This is a genomic window from Streptomyces sp. NBC_01506 (genome assembly GCF_045040295.1).
Classification (GTDB): Bacteria; Actinomycetota; Actinomycetes; order Streptomycetales; family Streptomycetaceae; genus Streptomyces.
In genome coordinates this window covers 6,541,021-6,555,340 of record NZ_CP109422.1, presented here as the reverse complement: position 1 = coordinate 6,555,340, position 14,320 = coordinate 6,541,021, and the positions used below count along the sequence as shown (strand labels likewise).

Sequence of the window (14,320 nt, the reverse complement as noted above, 5' to 3'; positions counted from 1 at the left end):
TGACGCAGTGCTGTCACCGAGTTGAGGAGAGCGTGATGTACGTCGGTATCGATGTCGGCACGTCCATGGTGAAGGCGGCGGCCTTCGACGCCGGGGGCCACGCGCTGGCCGTCGAGTCCCGCCCGGTGCGCCTCGACATCCACGGCGGCCATGTCGAGCAGGACATGGAGGAGTTGTACGCCGCGGTGGTCGACGCCCTCGGTACGCTCACCGCCGCCCTGCCCGAGCCGGTCGAACTGGCCGGGCTCACCGGCCAGGGCGACGGGGTCTGGCTGGTCGACGCCGAGGGGCGGCCGGTGCGGCCCGCGATCTCCTGGATGGACGGCAGGGCGCACGAGTTCGTGGACGCGTGGCTGGCGTCCGGTGTCTTCGAGTCGGTGTTCCGGCGCAGCGGCAGCGCGATGTTCCCGGGCTGTCCGGGGCCGGTGCTGGCGTGGCTCGACCGCCATGAGCCGGCGGCGCTGGACGCGGCGACGACGGCGCTGTACTGCAAGGACATGGTCTTCCAGCGGCTGACGGGCGTGCGGGCGACGGATGTCTCGGACGCGTCGATGCCGTTCCTGGACCCGAGGACACGCGCGTATTCGGGCGACGTACTCGCGGAGTTGGGGCTCGCGCACCGGGCGAAGCTGCTGGTCCCGGTAAGCGATCCGATCGCGATCGGCGAGATCACGGTCGGCGAGATCACGGTCGGCGAGATGACGGTCGGCGAGCCGGCGTCGGGGGTGCGGATCGCCAACGGGCCGTACGACCTGCCGGCCTGCGCGCTGGGCGCGGGGGTCACCGAGCCGGGCGACGGGCTGCTGATCATCGGCACCTGTCTGGCCTCGCTCGTCGCGACCGACACGCTCGATCTGGACGGTGAGCCGGGCGGGCTGCACATCTCGACGGACCGGCCGGGGCACTGGCTGCGCGCGATGCCCGCGATGGTCGGCACGGCCGCGCTCGACTGGGTGCTGACCATGACCGGCACGGACCTCGCGGAGGTGGACCCGCTGCTCGACACGGTGGAGCCGGGCGCGGGCGGGGTCAGGGTGCTCCCCTACTTCGCGCCGTCCGGTGAGCGCGCGCCGTTCGTGGACCCGGCGCTGCGGGCCGAACTGACCGGTGTCTCGCTGGAGTCGACGGCGGCCGATCTGATCCGGGCCACCTGCGAGGGCATCGCGTACGCCGCCCGGCACTGTCTGGAAGCGGCGGGACTGACCGGGAGCCTGGCCGTGTGCGGCGGCGGCACCCGCAGTCCCGCGTGGATGCGGCTGTTCGCCGATGTGCTCGGCCGGCCGCTGCGGATCGTGGAGGGCGAGGTGGGCGCGCGCGGCGCGGTCCTCGCGTCGGCCGCCCGGCACGGGGTGGCGCTGGACGTCGCCGCGTGGACGGCCCCGACGTCGGTGGTGGAGCCGGACCCGGTGCGGGCGGCGTACTACGCGAAGGGGTACGAGGACCATCTGGCCCGGCTGGCGGCGGCGCGGGCGCGGCACGGTTCGTAGGGCGTGTCTTCAAAGTCCCGCCTGGCCCGCGGCGCCTGGACGGCACCTCTCCCCCGTAGCCCCCCAGGGGCACGGGAGGTACCCCCTGCGTTGTCTTCAGTCGTCCACGTACGGCCGGGCCGTCCACAACGCCGGTCCTCCGCCTTGCGACGCACCGCACCGACGAGACATCAGCCGCTCCACGGCGGGCGCGGGCCCCGCCCCGCGGGCGGACGGCGCTACTTCGAAGACACGCCCTAGCGACGCCGTCCGGGACGCGGTCCGCCCGTGCGCCCGCCCGTCACCGTGTCGGCCTGCGGCCACCGGCGGTGAACCCCGCGTGTCCACCCGCCGCACAGCCGGTGAATCCATCGTGCGCGGCGCCAACTCGCCCTGTCCGCCTGCCTATCGTGCTGGCGCCGCCCCCGGAATATGCCAACCGACCGCCGTTCACGAGCCTCACGAGGGAGACCCGTATGTCCGCACAGCCCAGACGCCGCTCGATACTCCTCGCGGCCGGTGCCGCCACGGCGGCGAGCGCCGTGGGCGCCGTCGGCGCGGTGCCCGCCGCCGCCGCTCCGCGCCCCGACCGCCCGCTGGTGATCGGCCACCGGGGCGCCGCCGGCTGGCGGCCCGAGCACACGGCGGCGGCCTACACCTACGCCGTGCAGACGGGCGCCGACTGGATCGAGCCCGACCTCGTGCCCACCAAGGACCATGTCCTTCTCGTGCGGCACGAGAACGAGATCTCGGGGACGACGGACGTCGCGAAGCACCCGGAGTTCGCCGACCGGCGTACGACGAAGACGGTCGACGCAAAGCCGGTGACCGGCTGGTTCACCGAGGACTTCACGCTGGCCGAGCTGAAGACGCTGCGGGCGGTCGAACGGCTGCCGCTGATCCGTAACCGCAACACCGTCTTCGACGGCCGCGAGCCGGTGATGACCTTCGAGGAGGTCGTGAAGCTGGCCCGTGAGCTGTCGCGGCGCTACGGCCGCCGGATCGCGGTCTTCCCGGAGACCAAGCACCCCACGTACTTCCGCTCCATCGGGCTGCCCCTGGAGCCGGAACTGGCGCGGATCGTACGGCGCTACAAGCTGGGCGCCGACGACTGTGTGGTCCAGTCGTTCGAGCCCAGCAGTCTCGCCGCGTTCGCCAAGGAGCGGCTGCGGCTGCCGCTGTGGCAGGCGCTGGGCACGTCGGGCGCGCCGTACGACCTGGTCGCGGCGGGTGACCCCACGACGTACAAGGACATGATGACGCCGGAGGGGCTGCGGAAGATCGCGCGTTACGCGGACTGGATCGGGCCGGACAAGTCGTCGGTCGTGGAGCCGTTCACCCTGCTGGCCGACGCGCACAAGGCGGGTCTGAAGGTGGGCGCGTACACCTTCCGCGCGGAGAACCAGTACCTGCCCGCGCAGTTCCGGCGGGGCACGGATCCCAACGCGTTCGGTGACGCCTTCGCCGAGTACGCCCTGCACTTCGGCCGTGGCGTGGACGCGGTGGTGACGGACTACCCGGACATCGCGGTGATGGCGCGGGACGCGGCGGACGCGGGGGCGTAGGTGCCAGGTCGTAGGACCGACGGCTGATCAACACCGGGCCCTCTTGCTGTTAGCGTGCAGTTGCATAGGATGTGCAATAAGCAGCAGGAGGGCTCGCCCATGGCCATCTACACACTCCCCGAACTCCCCTACGACTACGCGGCGCTCGAACCGGTCATCAACCCGCAGATCATCGAGCTGCACCACGACAAGCACCACGCCGCGTACGTGAAGGGGGCGAACGACACCCTGGAGCAGTTGGACGAGGCACGCGACAAGCAGTCCTGGGGCGCGATCAACGGTCTCCAGAAGAGTCTCGCGTTCCACCTCTCCGGCCATATCCTCCACTCGATCTACTGGCACAACATGACGGGCGACAACGGCGGCGGCGAGCCGCTGGCGGCCGACGGTGTCGGCGACCTCGCCGACGCGATCACCGAGTCGTTCGGCTCGTTCGCCGGCTTCAAGGCCCAGCTCACGAAGGCCGCGGCGACCACGCAGGGCTCCGGCTGGGGCGTCCTGGCGTACGAGCCGGTCAGCGGCAGGCTGATCGTGGAGCAGGTCTACGACCACCAGGGCAACATCGGGCAGGGCTCGGTGCCGGTGCTGGTCTTCGACGCCTGGGAGCACGCCTTCTACCTCCAGTACAAGAACCAGAAGGTGGACTTCATCGAGGCGATGTGGCGCGTCGTGAACTGGCAGGACGTGGCGAAGCGCTACGCGGCGGCGAAGCAGCGGGACGACGTCCTGCTGCTGGCGCCCTGACCCGGACGGGACCCGCCGCCCGCGCCGCCGCCCCCCACAGGCGTCCTGCTCGTGATCGTCTTCTCAACCTTCACCTGCGGACGGAATGACGAAGGACCCCCGCGAGGACATGACTCACGGGGGTCCTTCCATGCCCGTCGGCGCTCAGCCGAAGACCGGCGTCAGCCGAAGACCGGCGTCAGTCGAAGATCGGGCCCTGCGTGCGGGTGCGCTTGATCTCGTAGAAGCCGGGAATCGAGGCGACCATCAGCGTGCCGTCCCAGAGCTTGGCGGCCTCGTCGCCCTTGGGCGCGGGGGTGACGACCGGGCCGAAGAAGGCGATCTGCTCGCCGTCGGAGCCGGGGACCGCGATCACCGGGGTGCCGACCTCCTGGCCCACCTTGTCGATGCCTTCCTTGTGCGAGGCGCGCACCTCGGTGTCGTACGTGTCCTTGTCCGCGTAGTCGACGAGATCGGCCGGCAGACCGGCGTCGGCCAGCGCCGCGGTGATGGTCTCGCGGGCGGTGCCCTCGCCCCGGTTGTGGAAGCGGGTGCCCAGGGCGGTGTAGAGCTTGCCGACGACCTCGTCGCCGTGCAGTTGCTGGGCGGCGATCACGACACGGACCGGGCCCCACGCGGCCTTCATGTTCTCCCGGTACCGCTCGGGAAGCTCGTCGAGCTTGTCCTCGTTCAGCACGGCCAGGCTCATGACGTGCCAGTTGACCTCGACGTTCCTGACCTTCTCCACCTCAAGCATCCACCGGGAGGTCATCCAGGCCCAGGGACACAGCGGGTCGAACCAGAAGTCGACCGGCGTCTTGGCACTCGTTTCACTCATGGGCGTGTCTCTCCTAGAAAAAGGAAGGGGTGCGGTCCAACGATGGGCAACGTACGGGGCAACACCGCCGGTCGCCGGAGTCATTCCCGGAACGGGTCCGTCAGGTGCCCCGTGGGAGAATTCGAACCGTTGTAGGTAATAAGACGCACCAAGGAGTGCCCGTGCCCGGTGAGAACCTGTCCCGCGACGAGGCCCGTGACCGGGCCGAGCTGCTGTCCGTCGACCGGTACGAGGTCGCGCTCGACCTGCGGTCGGCGGTCGGTGAGGCGCCGGACGGTGCGGGTGCGCCGGGGACGGAACGTACCTTCCGTTCCGTCACGACGATCCACTTCCGCTCGGCGCGGCCGGGTGTGGCCACCTTCGCGGATCTGGTGGCGCCGAGCGTGACGTCGCTGACCCTGAACGGCCGCGCGCTGGACCCGTCCGTGGTGTTCGACGGCTCACGGATCGCGCTGTTCGGTCTGGCCGAGGAGAACGTGCTGGTCGTGGACGCGCAGTGCGCCTACAGCCGTACGGGCGAGGGCATGCACCGCTTCGTCGACCCGGAGGACGGCGAGGTCTATCTCTACACGCAGTACGAGCCGGCCGACGCGCGCCGTGTCTTCGCCAACTTCGAACAGCCCGATCTGAAGGCGCCGTTCAGCTTCGAGGTGACCGCGCCGGAGGGCTGGACGGTGTGGAGCAACGGCGAGTCGACAGGATCCACGGACGGGGTGTGGACCTTCGCGGAGACCAGGCCGATCTCGACGTACATCACGGCCGTCGTGGCGGGGCCGTACCACCACGTCAGCGATGTGTACCGGCGCGCGCTGCCGGACGGCTCCACGCTGGAGATCCCGCTCGGCGCGCTGTGCCGCAAGGGCCTCGCCCGGCACTTCGACGCCGACGACATCTTCCTGGTGACCAAGCAGGGCCTGGACTTCTTCCACGACAACTTCGACTACCCGTATCCCTTCGGGAAGTACGACCAGGCGTTCGTGCCGGAGTACAACATCGGTGCGATGGAGAACCCCGGCTGTGTCACCTTCCGCGAGGAGTACGTCTTCCGGGGCAAGGTCACCCAGGCGGCGTACGAGCGGCGTACCAGCGTCATCCTGCACGAGATGGCGCACATGTGGTTCGGCGATCTGGTGACGATGCGCTGGTGGGACGACCTGTGGCTGAAGGAGTCGTTCGCCGACTTCATGGGCGCGCTGGCGCTGGCGGAGGCGACGCGCTTCACCAACGCGTGGGTCACCTTCGCCAACAACCGCAAGGCGTGGGCGTACCGCGCGGACCAACTGCCGTCCACGCATCCGATCACGGCCGACATCCGTGACCTGGAGGACGCCAAGCTCAACTTCGACGGCATCACCTACGCCAAGGGCGCGTCGGTGCTCAAGCAACTCGTCGCGTACGCCGGGCGCGAGGCGTTCCTGGAAGGCGCGCGGCGCTACTTCAAGCGGCACGCGTACGGCAACACCCGCCTGGGCGACCTGCTGTCCGTCCTGGAGGAGACGTCGGGGCGGGACATGGTGTCGTGGTCGCGCTCCTGGCTGGAGACGGCGGGCGTCAACTCCCTCACCCCGGTGGTCACTTACGACGCCGCCGGGCGGGTGACCGAGCTGGCCGTGCTCCAGGAGGCCACCGAGTCGCACCCCGAACTGCGCCCGCACCGGGTGGCCGTGGGGCTCTACCGGCGCGAGAGCGTGGACGCCGAGCTGGTGCGGTACGCGCGCGCCGAGGTCGACGTCGATGGGGCGCGCACGGTCGTCACGGAGCTGGCCGGGGCCGAGCGGCCCGATCTGATCCTGGTCAACGACGACGACCTGACGTACTGCAAGATCCGCTTCGACGAGGGCTCGCTGGAGACGCTGCGCGAGCACCTGGGCGAACTCACCGACCCGCTGGCGCGGGCGTTGTGCTGGTCGGCGCTGTGGAATCTGACGCGCGACGGGCTGATGCCCGCACGGGACTTCATCGCTCTGGTGCTGCGGTTCGCCGGGCGCGAGTCGGACATCGGCGTACTCCAGCGGCTGCACGCCTGGGCGCAGGGCGCGCTGATCCACTACGCGGCGCCGCCGTGGCGCGAGGAGGGCGCGCGGGCGCTGGCGGAGGGCGCGCTGCGTGAGCTGCGGCTGGCCGGGCCGGGCAGCCAGCACCAGTTGACCTGGGCGCGGTTCTTCGCGTCGACGGCCACCTCGGACGCCGATTTCCAACTGCTGCGGAGTCTGTTGGGGAACACGGCGAAGATCGACGGCCTCGATGTCGATCAGGAGCTGCGCTGGAGCTTCCTGCGTCCGCTGGCCGCGCACGGACTGGCCGACGAGTCCGTGATCGCGGCGGAACTGGCCCGCGACGACACGGCGTCCGGCAAGCGCCACCAGGTCCGCTGTCTGGCCGCGCGCCCCTCGGAAGAGGTCAAGGCGACCGCGTGGGCGGACGTCGTGGAGTCCGACGCCCTGTCGAACGCGCTGGTGGAGGCGACGATCGCGGGCTTCGCGCTGCCGGGGCAGCGGGAGTTGACGGCGCCGTACGCGCGGAAGTACTTCGAGATGATCGAACGGGTGTGGGCCGAGCGCTCGATCCAGATCGGCATGGACCTGGTGGAGGGGCTGTATCCGAGCCTCCAGGACCGGGAGGAGACGCTGCGCGAGACGGACGCCTGGCTCACGGCACACGCGGACGCGCCGCCCGCCTTGCGCCGTCTGGTACTTGAGGCACGGGACGACCTGGCACGGGCGCTGGCGGCGCAGGCGTGCGACGCGACGGCGGCGATGGCATCGACCTGAGGCGCGGACCGGCCAGGCGGGCGCCTGGCCGAAGCCGCCCGCCCAGCCCTGCGGGCGTAGGGCGCATCCGGCGGAGCCTCGCAGAGCAGCCGGGCGCTGGCGCTGGCGGCACAGCGTGCGACGCGACGGCGGCGATGGCGTCAACCTGAGGGCACGGACCGGTCAAACGGGCGCCTGGCCGAAGTCGCCCGACGCACCCGGCCCGGCGCGGGCACCCGCCCAGCCCTGCGGGCGCACGGCGCCGCACCCGGCGGAACCTCGCAGAGCAGCCGGGCGCTGACGCTGGCGGCACAGCGTGCGACGCGACAGCGGCAATGGCGTCAACCTGAGGGCACGGACCGGTCAAACGGGCGCCTGGCCGAAGTCGCCCGACGCACCCGGCCCGGCGCGGGCACCCGCCCAGCCCTGCGGGCGCACGGCGCCGCACCCGGCGGAACCTCGCAGAGCAGCCGGGCGCTGACGCTGGCGGCACAGCGTGCGACGCGACAGCGGCAATGGCGTCAACCTGAGGGCACGGACCGGTCAGACCGACCGGCCAGACGGGCGCCTGGCCGAAGTCGCCCGACGCACCCGGCCCGGCGCGGGCGCCCGCCCAGCCCTGCCGGCGTAAGGCGCCGCACCCGGCGGAACCTCGCAGAGCAGCCGGGCGCGGTCGCGGTACGCCGCCCGCACGGCGAGCGTGCGGGGCAGGCGGGGCTTTCCGGACACGGCCTGGGCCGTGTTCCTGGAAAGCCCGCCTGGACGGCACCTCTCCCGTGGAGCCCCCGAGGGGGCACGGGAGGCACCCCCTGCGTCTTGCGACGCACCGCACCGCACCGCACCGCACCAGCCGGTACAGGTCCACCCCCGCGGGCAGCGGACGGCGCTGGTTTCCGGACATTTCCCGGGCGCCGCACCAGACCTTCCGGTCTCGCGAAGATCCGCCGCCCCGCTCCGCACAGGCGGACGGCGCGGGCGGCGCGGACTCACGCCCCGCTCGGCGGAGCCGAAACCGCCCCGCCTGATCGGCAGTCGAACGCCCGTACTTTAGGACGCGCTTGTCCGGATTTGTCGACGGACTCGTAACAGCGGTTAGCGGATGGGCCGTTCGCGGGGATGCCCCGGACATGAACAACTCCCCCACTTCCTTCGGCGGCGAAACCCCCTCCCCGCTCTCTCCCCGCCCCCTCAGCCACCTCGCCGGCGCGCACCGCCGCGTGCTGTCCGCCGCGCAGTTGCGCGAGCACGGTGTCAGCGCGGCCCGCGCCGCCGCGCGGTGTGCGCCCGGCGGCCCCTGGCAGCAGTTGCTGCCGGGGGTCTTCCTGCTTCGCCAGGGTCCGCCCACCAGCGAGGAGCGCCTGCACGGCGCCCTGTTGTACGCGGGCCGCCGCCCGGTCGCGGCGCGGGGCAACGTCCCCGCCCAGCCCGCCGACACCGGCACCGGCGCCCCTCGTGACACCGCCATGATCACCGGCCTCGCCGCCCTCACCCTGCACGGCCTGCCCGCCGCTCCCTCCCTGACGACGCTGGACCAGATCGACGTACTGGTCCCCCGCACCCGCCGGCTGCGCTCCACGGGCTGCGTCCGTATCGTGCGCGCCCACGCCCTGCCGGGCGCGGAGCAGATCACCGGCCTGCCCGTCGCTCCCGTGGCCCGCGCGCTGGCCGACGCGGTCGCCGGACTCACCGACCCGGCGGTCGTACGCCAACTGCTCACCGAGGCCGTGCGCTACGGGCACTGCGAACCATCTCCCGTCGTACGGGAGTTGAGCCAGGCCCGGCTGCTGTCCCGGCCGCATGTCGTGGACGCCGTCGACTCGCTCCTCGCCGCCGGACGGGCGCTCGCCGAGGGCCGGCTCTACGAGATGGTGCGTACGTACGGGCTCCCCGAGCCGGTCTGGAACGTCGACCTGCGCCTGCCGGCCGGCCCGCACCTGGGCGGGCTCGACGCCTACTGGCCCGACCACGCGGTCGCCGTGGAGCTGGACACGCGCGCGCCGCGTCACGGCGGGACGCCGCAGGACGACGTCGTGTGGTCCGAATGCGCCCGCAAGCGCGAGCACCTGGAGCGTCTTGGCATCACGGTCGTCCATCTGACGCCCAGGAAACTGCGGGACTCACCGGAGTTGCAGGCCACCGTGGTGCGTACGGCCCTGCTCGCGGCGGCGGACCGCGAGCCTCCGGCGTGGGTGGTCGTGCTGCCGAGGTGACGCCGGACGGCTGCGGCCACGGGCCACCACCCCGCCACCGCCCGGCCGAAGTAGGCCCGGATATCGGGCGATTGGTCCTCGATGGCGCGGGGCGCGCGGTGGCGGATGTACGCCACCGGCACTTCCCCATACCGGCAGCTCTCCACAAACCCTGGTCATTTACGCAAAGCTGAGCGGTCATCCGGTACCGAATTCCGGACTGTCTCTTTCACAACCAGGGATGCTGATGACCTCCGAATCCGAGAGCTCCATATCCGGGCCGAGACGCGTGGCTCGGGTCGCCGCCGCCACGGGCCTGGCCGCCGCGCTGATAGCCGGCGGCACACTGCCGGTCTTCGCTGCTCCGGCCGCCGACGACCCGGCCGCCTCCGCACCTGTGAAACCCGCCAAGTCCGCCTCCGAGAAGCTCGGTTCGGCCGACGTCGACCTGCTCGACAAGGCCGTCGCCGAGGGCGACAAGAACGTCACCGTCATGGTGGCCACGGCCCCCGGCCAGACCGAGCAGGTCTCCGACCAGTTCGACGCCGTGTCCGGCGCGGTGGTCGGCAAGACGTACGACGAACTCGGTTACGTACGGGCGACCCTGCCCACCGGCAAGGCCGAGGCCGCGCTCAAGGCGGCTCAGAAGCTCTCCTCCGTCCATGGCATCGACCTCAAGCACGAGATCGAGCTGGACGACCCGACGCCCGCCGCCGACACGGTGAAGGGCGCCGCGAAGGCCAAGGGTGCGGTGGCCGCGACGGCCCCCGGCGCGAACACCCCGGCGAAGAACCCGTACAACCCGTCCTTCGAGACCGGCGCGGTGGACTTCGTCAAGCAGAACCCGAAGGCCGACGGCCGCGGGGTCACCATCGGCATCCTCGACTCGGGCATCGACCTGGGCCACCCGGCGCTGCAGAAGACCAGCACCGGCGAGCGCAAGATCGTGGACTGGGTCACGGCGACGGACCCGGTCAACGACGGTGACGGCACCTGGCGTCCCATGCAGCTCGACGTCAAGGGCCCGTCGTTCACGGTCAACAACCGCGCGTACACGGCCCCCGCCGGGAACTACAAGTTCAACCTGTTCGCCGAGTCCGCCACGCGCGGCGGCGACATGGCCGGGGACCTGAACCGGGACGGCGACACCACCGACGTCTGGGCGATGCTGTACGACCCGGGCACCCGCACCGTCCGTATCGACCTCAACAACGACGCCAAGTTCGGCAACGACACGATCATGAAGCCGTACAAGAACGGCTTCCAGATCGGCTACTTCGGCGAGGACGACCCGAAGACCGAGATCGTCGAGCGCATCCCGTTCGTGATCGAGGTCCGCGAGGACGTCGTCAACAACGCGGGCGTCAAGTCCGACTACGTCAACATCGGTGTCATCGAGGGCTCGCACGGCACGCACGTCGCCGGTATCACCGCCGCCAACAGCCTGTTCGGCGGCCAGATGAACGGCGCGGCGCCCGGCGCCCAGTTGGTCTCCTCGCGCGCCTGCACCTGGAGCGGCGGCTGCACCAACATCGCCCTCACCGAGGGCATGGCCGACCTCGTCATCGAGCGCGGCGTGGACATCGTCAACATGTCCATCGGCGGACTGCCCGGTCTCAACGACGGCAACAACGCGCGGGCCGAGCTGTACAACCGGCTCATCGACACCTACGGCGTCCAGCTCGTGATCTCGGCGGGCAACGACGGCCCCGGCACCAACACCATCAGCGACCCCGCCGTCGCGGACAAGGTCATCTCGGTCGGCGCCTCGATCTCCAAGGAGACCTGGGCGGCGAACTACGGCTCGGTCACCACGGTCGACTACGACATGATGCCGTTCTCCGCCCGCGGTCCCCGTGAGGACGGTGGCTTCGCGCCGATCATCTCGGCCCCCGGCTCCGCCATCAACACCACGCAGACCTGGTACCCCGGCGGCCCCGTCGCCGAGGCCGGTTACCAACTGCCGCCCGGCTACTCGATGCTCCAGGGCACCTCGATGGCCTCGCCGCAGGCCACCGGCGCGAGCGCGCTGCTGCTGTCGGCGGCCAAGCAGAAGGGGATCGAACTGACCCCCGCGAAGCTGCGCACCGCTCTCACCTCCACCGCCACCAAGATCGACGGCAAGAAGGCGCACGAGCAGGGCGCGGGTCTCATCGATGTCGTCGACGCGTGGGACGCGATCAAGGACGGCGCGAAGGCCAACGAGTACGCCGTCAAGGCTCCGGTCGACACGTCGATCGACTTCGCGCTCAAGACTCCGGGCTTCGGCACGGGTCTGTACGACCGTGAGGGCGGCCTCCAGGCCGGCAAGAGCCGGACGTACGACATCACCATCACCCGCACCACCGGACCCAACCGTCTGGTGGAGCACCAGCTCAACTGGAAGTACAACGACGACGGCACCTTCAAGCTGCTGAGCGGCAAGAAGGTCAAGCTGCCGAAGAACAAGCCGGTCACCGTCACCGTGCAGGCCAATCCCGACCAGGCGGGCGCGCACAGCGCCATCCTGGAGCTGGACGACCGCTCCAGCGAGGGCGTGGACAAGCAGATCCTCACCACGGTGGTCGTCTCCAAGAAGCTGGCGAAGCCCTCGTTCACGTACTCGTCGCTGGGCTCGGTCGAGCGCAACGGCACCGAGTCGTACTTCGTCACCGTCCCCGAGGGCGCCAAGACCCTCGAGGTCGCGCTCGGCGGACTCGCGGACGGCAGCCAGACCCGCTTCATCAGCCTGCACCCGCAGGGTGTGCAGATGGAGAACAGCTCGACGATCTTCTGCTACCCGAACTACAACAACCCGGCCAACACCTGCCGTCCGGACCTGCGTTCGTACGCGGACCCGACGCCGGGCGTCTGGGAGATCGAGGTCGAGTCGCGTCGTACGTCGCCGCTGCTGAACAACCCGTACAAGCTCGATGTCACGGTGCTCGGCGCGTCCTTCGACCCGGCGGTCACCACGCTCCCCGAGGCCAAGGTCGGTACGCCGGCCCCGGTCAAGTGGACCGTCGGCAACGAGTTCGCCGCCATCGACGGCAAGCTCGCGGGCGGCTCGCTCGGCTCGGCGAAGGTCGACCGGCCTTCGATCGCCCAGGGCGAGGAGAAGGAGACGACCGTCACGATCGGAGCGGGCGTCGAACGGCTCGACGTCGCCATCGGCAACGTCTCCGACCACTCGGCGGACCTGGACCTCGCGGTCTACCGGGGCAACGTGCTCGTCGGACAGGCCGCGGACGGCGACTCCGAGGAAGCCGTCAGCCTGATCAAGCCGGCGGCCGGTGAGTACACCTTCGTGGTGGCCGGCTACGCGGTCCCGGCCGGGACCACCGCGTACGACTACCGCGACGTCTTCTACTCGGCGACGCTCGGCGAGGTCACGGTCGGCGACGCTCCGGTGAAGCTGGCCAACGGCGCGTCGGCGGAGGTCTCCGCCGAGGTGACGGTGGCCGGTCCCGCTCCGGAGGGCCGGCAGTTCTTCGGCGAGGTCCAACTGCTGAACGCGCGCGGTACGGCCGCGGGCACCGGCAGTGTCGTGATCGAGAAGGTCCTGCCGTAAGGACGTCATAGGTAAGAGGTCATAGGTAAGAGGAGGGGCGGGCGTCCGTACGGGCGCCCGCCCTTTCACGTGTGCCCTTTAGGTGTGCCCTTTACGTGTGATCAACGCCGCACAGTCCCGACCAGCGGAACGGATTGGACAAGGCGGGCTCGGACAGACGCATCATGGACGCGGCACCCGGGCCGCATGTACGTACGGAGGAGTCCCTGTGAAGGTCGGAATCGTCGGAGCCACCGGTCAGGTCGGCACAGTCATGCGCACCATCCTGGCCGAGCGGGACTTCCCGGCCGACGAGCTGCGGCTGTTCGCCTCCGCACGCTCCGCGGGATCCACGATCGACTGGCAGGGCAAGCCGGTCACCGTCGAGGACGCGTCCACCGCCGACTACACCGGCCTGGACATCGTGCTCTTCTCCGCGGGCGGCGCCACGTCCAGGGCGCTCGCCGAGAAGGTGGCGTCCCAGGGCGCCGTCGTGATCGACAACTCGTCCGCCTGGCGCGGCCACCCCGAGGTCCCCCTGGTGGTCTCCGAGGTCAACCCGCACGCGATCGCGGAGCGCCCCAAGGGCATCATCGCCAACCCGAACTGCACCACGATGGCCGCGATGCCCGTGCTGCGCCCGCTGCACGACGAGGCCGGCCTGACCGCGCTCGTCGCCACCACCTACCAGGCCGTGTCCGGCTCCGGCCTGGCGGGCGTCGCCGAACTGCACGACCAGGCCCGCAAGGTCGTGGAGAGCGCCGACCGGCTGACCTTCGACGGCGACGCGGTGGAATTCCCCGAGCCCACCGTCTACAAGCGCCCGATCGCCTTCAACGTGCTGCCGCTCGCGGGCTCGATCGTGGACGACGGCTCCTTCGAGACGGACGAGGAGCAGAAGCTCCGCAACGAGTCCCGCAAGATCCTGGAGATCCCGGAGCTGAAGGTCTCCGGGACCTGTGTGCGGGTGCCGGTCTTCTCCGGGCACTCCCTCCAGGTGAACGCCCGCTTCGAGCGCCCGATCGGCGTGGAGCGCGCGTACGAGCTGCTGAAGGACGCCCCCGGCGTCGAACTGTCCGACATCCCGACCCCGCTCCAGGCCGCCGGCAAGGACGCCTCCTACGTAGGACGCGTCCGCGTGGACGAGACGGTGGACAACGGACTGGCGCTGTTCGTCTCGAACGACAACCTGCGCAAGGGCGCCGCGCTGAACGCGGTCCAGATCGCGGAACTGGTCGCGGCGGAGCTGCGCGGCTAGGG

Annotated in this window: 8 protein-coding genes; 7 read left to right on the top strand and 1 reads right to left on the bottom strand. The window is 70.8% G+C overall.

What is annotated here, in order from left to right:
• Window positions 1-35 precede the first annotated feature (35 nt).
• The 3 genes from OG329_RS29205 to OG329_RS29195 all read left to right on the top strand — a co-directional run bounded on the left by OG329_RS29205 (window position 36) and on the right by OG329_RS29195 (window position 3,775).
• Window positions 36-1,487: an FGGY family carbohydrate kinase gene (locus tag OG329_RS29205; protein ID WP_405799391.1), complete on the top strand. Its 1,452-nt coding sequence runs from the start codon at window positions 36-38 to the stop codon at window positions 1,485-1,487.
• Between the two features lie 455 nt (window positions 1,488-1,942).
• The gene (locus OG329_RS29200; protein WP_405799390.1) at window positions 1,943-3,031 is read left to right on the top strand and encodes a glycerophosphodiester phosphodiesterase family protein; all 1,089 of its coding nucleotides are present in this window, start codon (window positions 1,943-1,945) and stop codon (window positions 3,029-3,031) included.
• A 99-nt stretch (window positions 3,032-3,130) separates the two neighbouring features.
• Window positions 3,131-3,775, top strand: coding sequence for a superoxide dismutase (locus tag OG329_RS29195; protein WP_405799389.1), 645 nt, complete (start codon window positions 3,131-3,133; stop codon window positions 3,773-3,775).
• Window positions 3,776-3,953: 178 nt separating this feature from the next.
• Here OG329_RS29195 and OG329_RS29190 read toward each other — a convergent pair whose 3' ends face one another.
• The gene (locus OG329_RS29190; RefSeq protein WP_405799388.1) at window positions 3,954-4,592 is read right to left on the bottom strand and encodes a DsbA family protein; all 639 of its coding nucleotides are present in this window, start codon (window positions 4,590-4,592) and stop codon (window positions 3,954-3,956) included.
• A gap of 161 nt (window positions 4,593-4,753) precedes the next feature.
• Between OG329_RS29190 and pepN the strand changes: the two genes are divergently transcribed.
• The 4 genes from pepN to OG329_RS29170 all read left to right on the top strand — a co-directional run bounded on the left by pepN (window position 4,754) and on the right by OG329_RS29170 (window position 14,318).
• On the top strand, window positions 4,754-7,363 hold the full coding sequence (gene pepN / locus OG329_RS29185) for an aminopeptidase N (protein ID WP_405799387.1): 2,610 nt from the start codon (window positions 4,754-4,756) through the stop codon (window positions 7,361-7,363).
• Window positions 7,364-8,469: 1,106 nt separating this feature from the next.
• A complete protein-coding gene (locus OG329_RS29180; protein ID WP_405799386.1) occupies window positions 8,470-9,552 on the top strand; it encodes a hypothetical protein in 1,083 nt (360 codons plus the stop codon).
• 220 nt (window positions 9,553-9,772) lie between these two features.
• The gene (locus OG329_RS29175; RefSeq protein ID WP_405799385.1) at window positions 9,773-13,081 is read left to right on the top strand and encodes a S8 family serine peptidase; all 3,309 of its coding nucleotides are present in this window, start codon (window positions 9,773-9,775) and stop codon (window positions 13,079-13,081) included.
• A 208-nt stretch (window positions 13,082-13,289) separates the two neighbouring features.
• Window positions 13,290-14,318 carry an aspartate-semialdehyde dehydrogenase gene (locus OG329_RS29170; RefSeq protein WP_405799384.1) on the top strand — a complete coding sequence of 343 codons (1,029 nt, stop codon included), beginning with the start codon at window positions 13,290-13,292 and terminating at the stop codon, window positions 14,316-14,318.
• Window positions 14,319-14,320: the final 2 nt, after the last annotated feature.

Excerpts from the sequence above, each read along its gene's own strand:
- OG329_RS29205 (WP_405799391.1), top strand. The coding sequence starts at position 36 with ATGTACGTCGGTATCGATGTCGGCACGTCCATGGTGAAGGCGGCGGCC.
- OG329_RS29200 (WP_405799390.1), top strand. The coding sequence starts at position 1,943 with ATGTCCGCACAGCCCAGACGCCGCTCGATACTCCTCGCGGCCGGTGCC.
- OG329_RS29195 (WP_405799389.1), top strand. The coding sequence starts at position 3,131 with ATGGCCATCTACACACTCCCCGAACTCCCCTACGACTACGCGGCGCTC.
- OG329_RS29190 (WP_405799388.1), bottom strand. The coding sequence starts at position 4,592 with ATGAGTGAAACGAGTGCCAAGACGCCGGTCGACTTCTGGTTCGACCCG.
- OG329_RS29180 (WP_405799386.1), top strand. The coding sequence starts at position 8,470 with ATGAACAACTCCCCCACTTCCTTCGGCGGCGAAACCCCCTCCCCGCTC.
- OG329_RS29175 (WP_405799385.1), top strand. The coding sequence starts at position 9,773 with ATGCTGATGACCTCCGAATCCGAGAGCTCCATATCCGGGCCGAGACGC.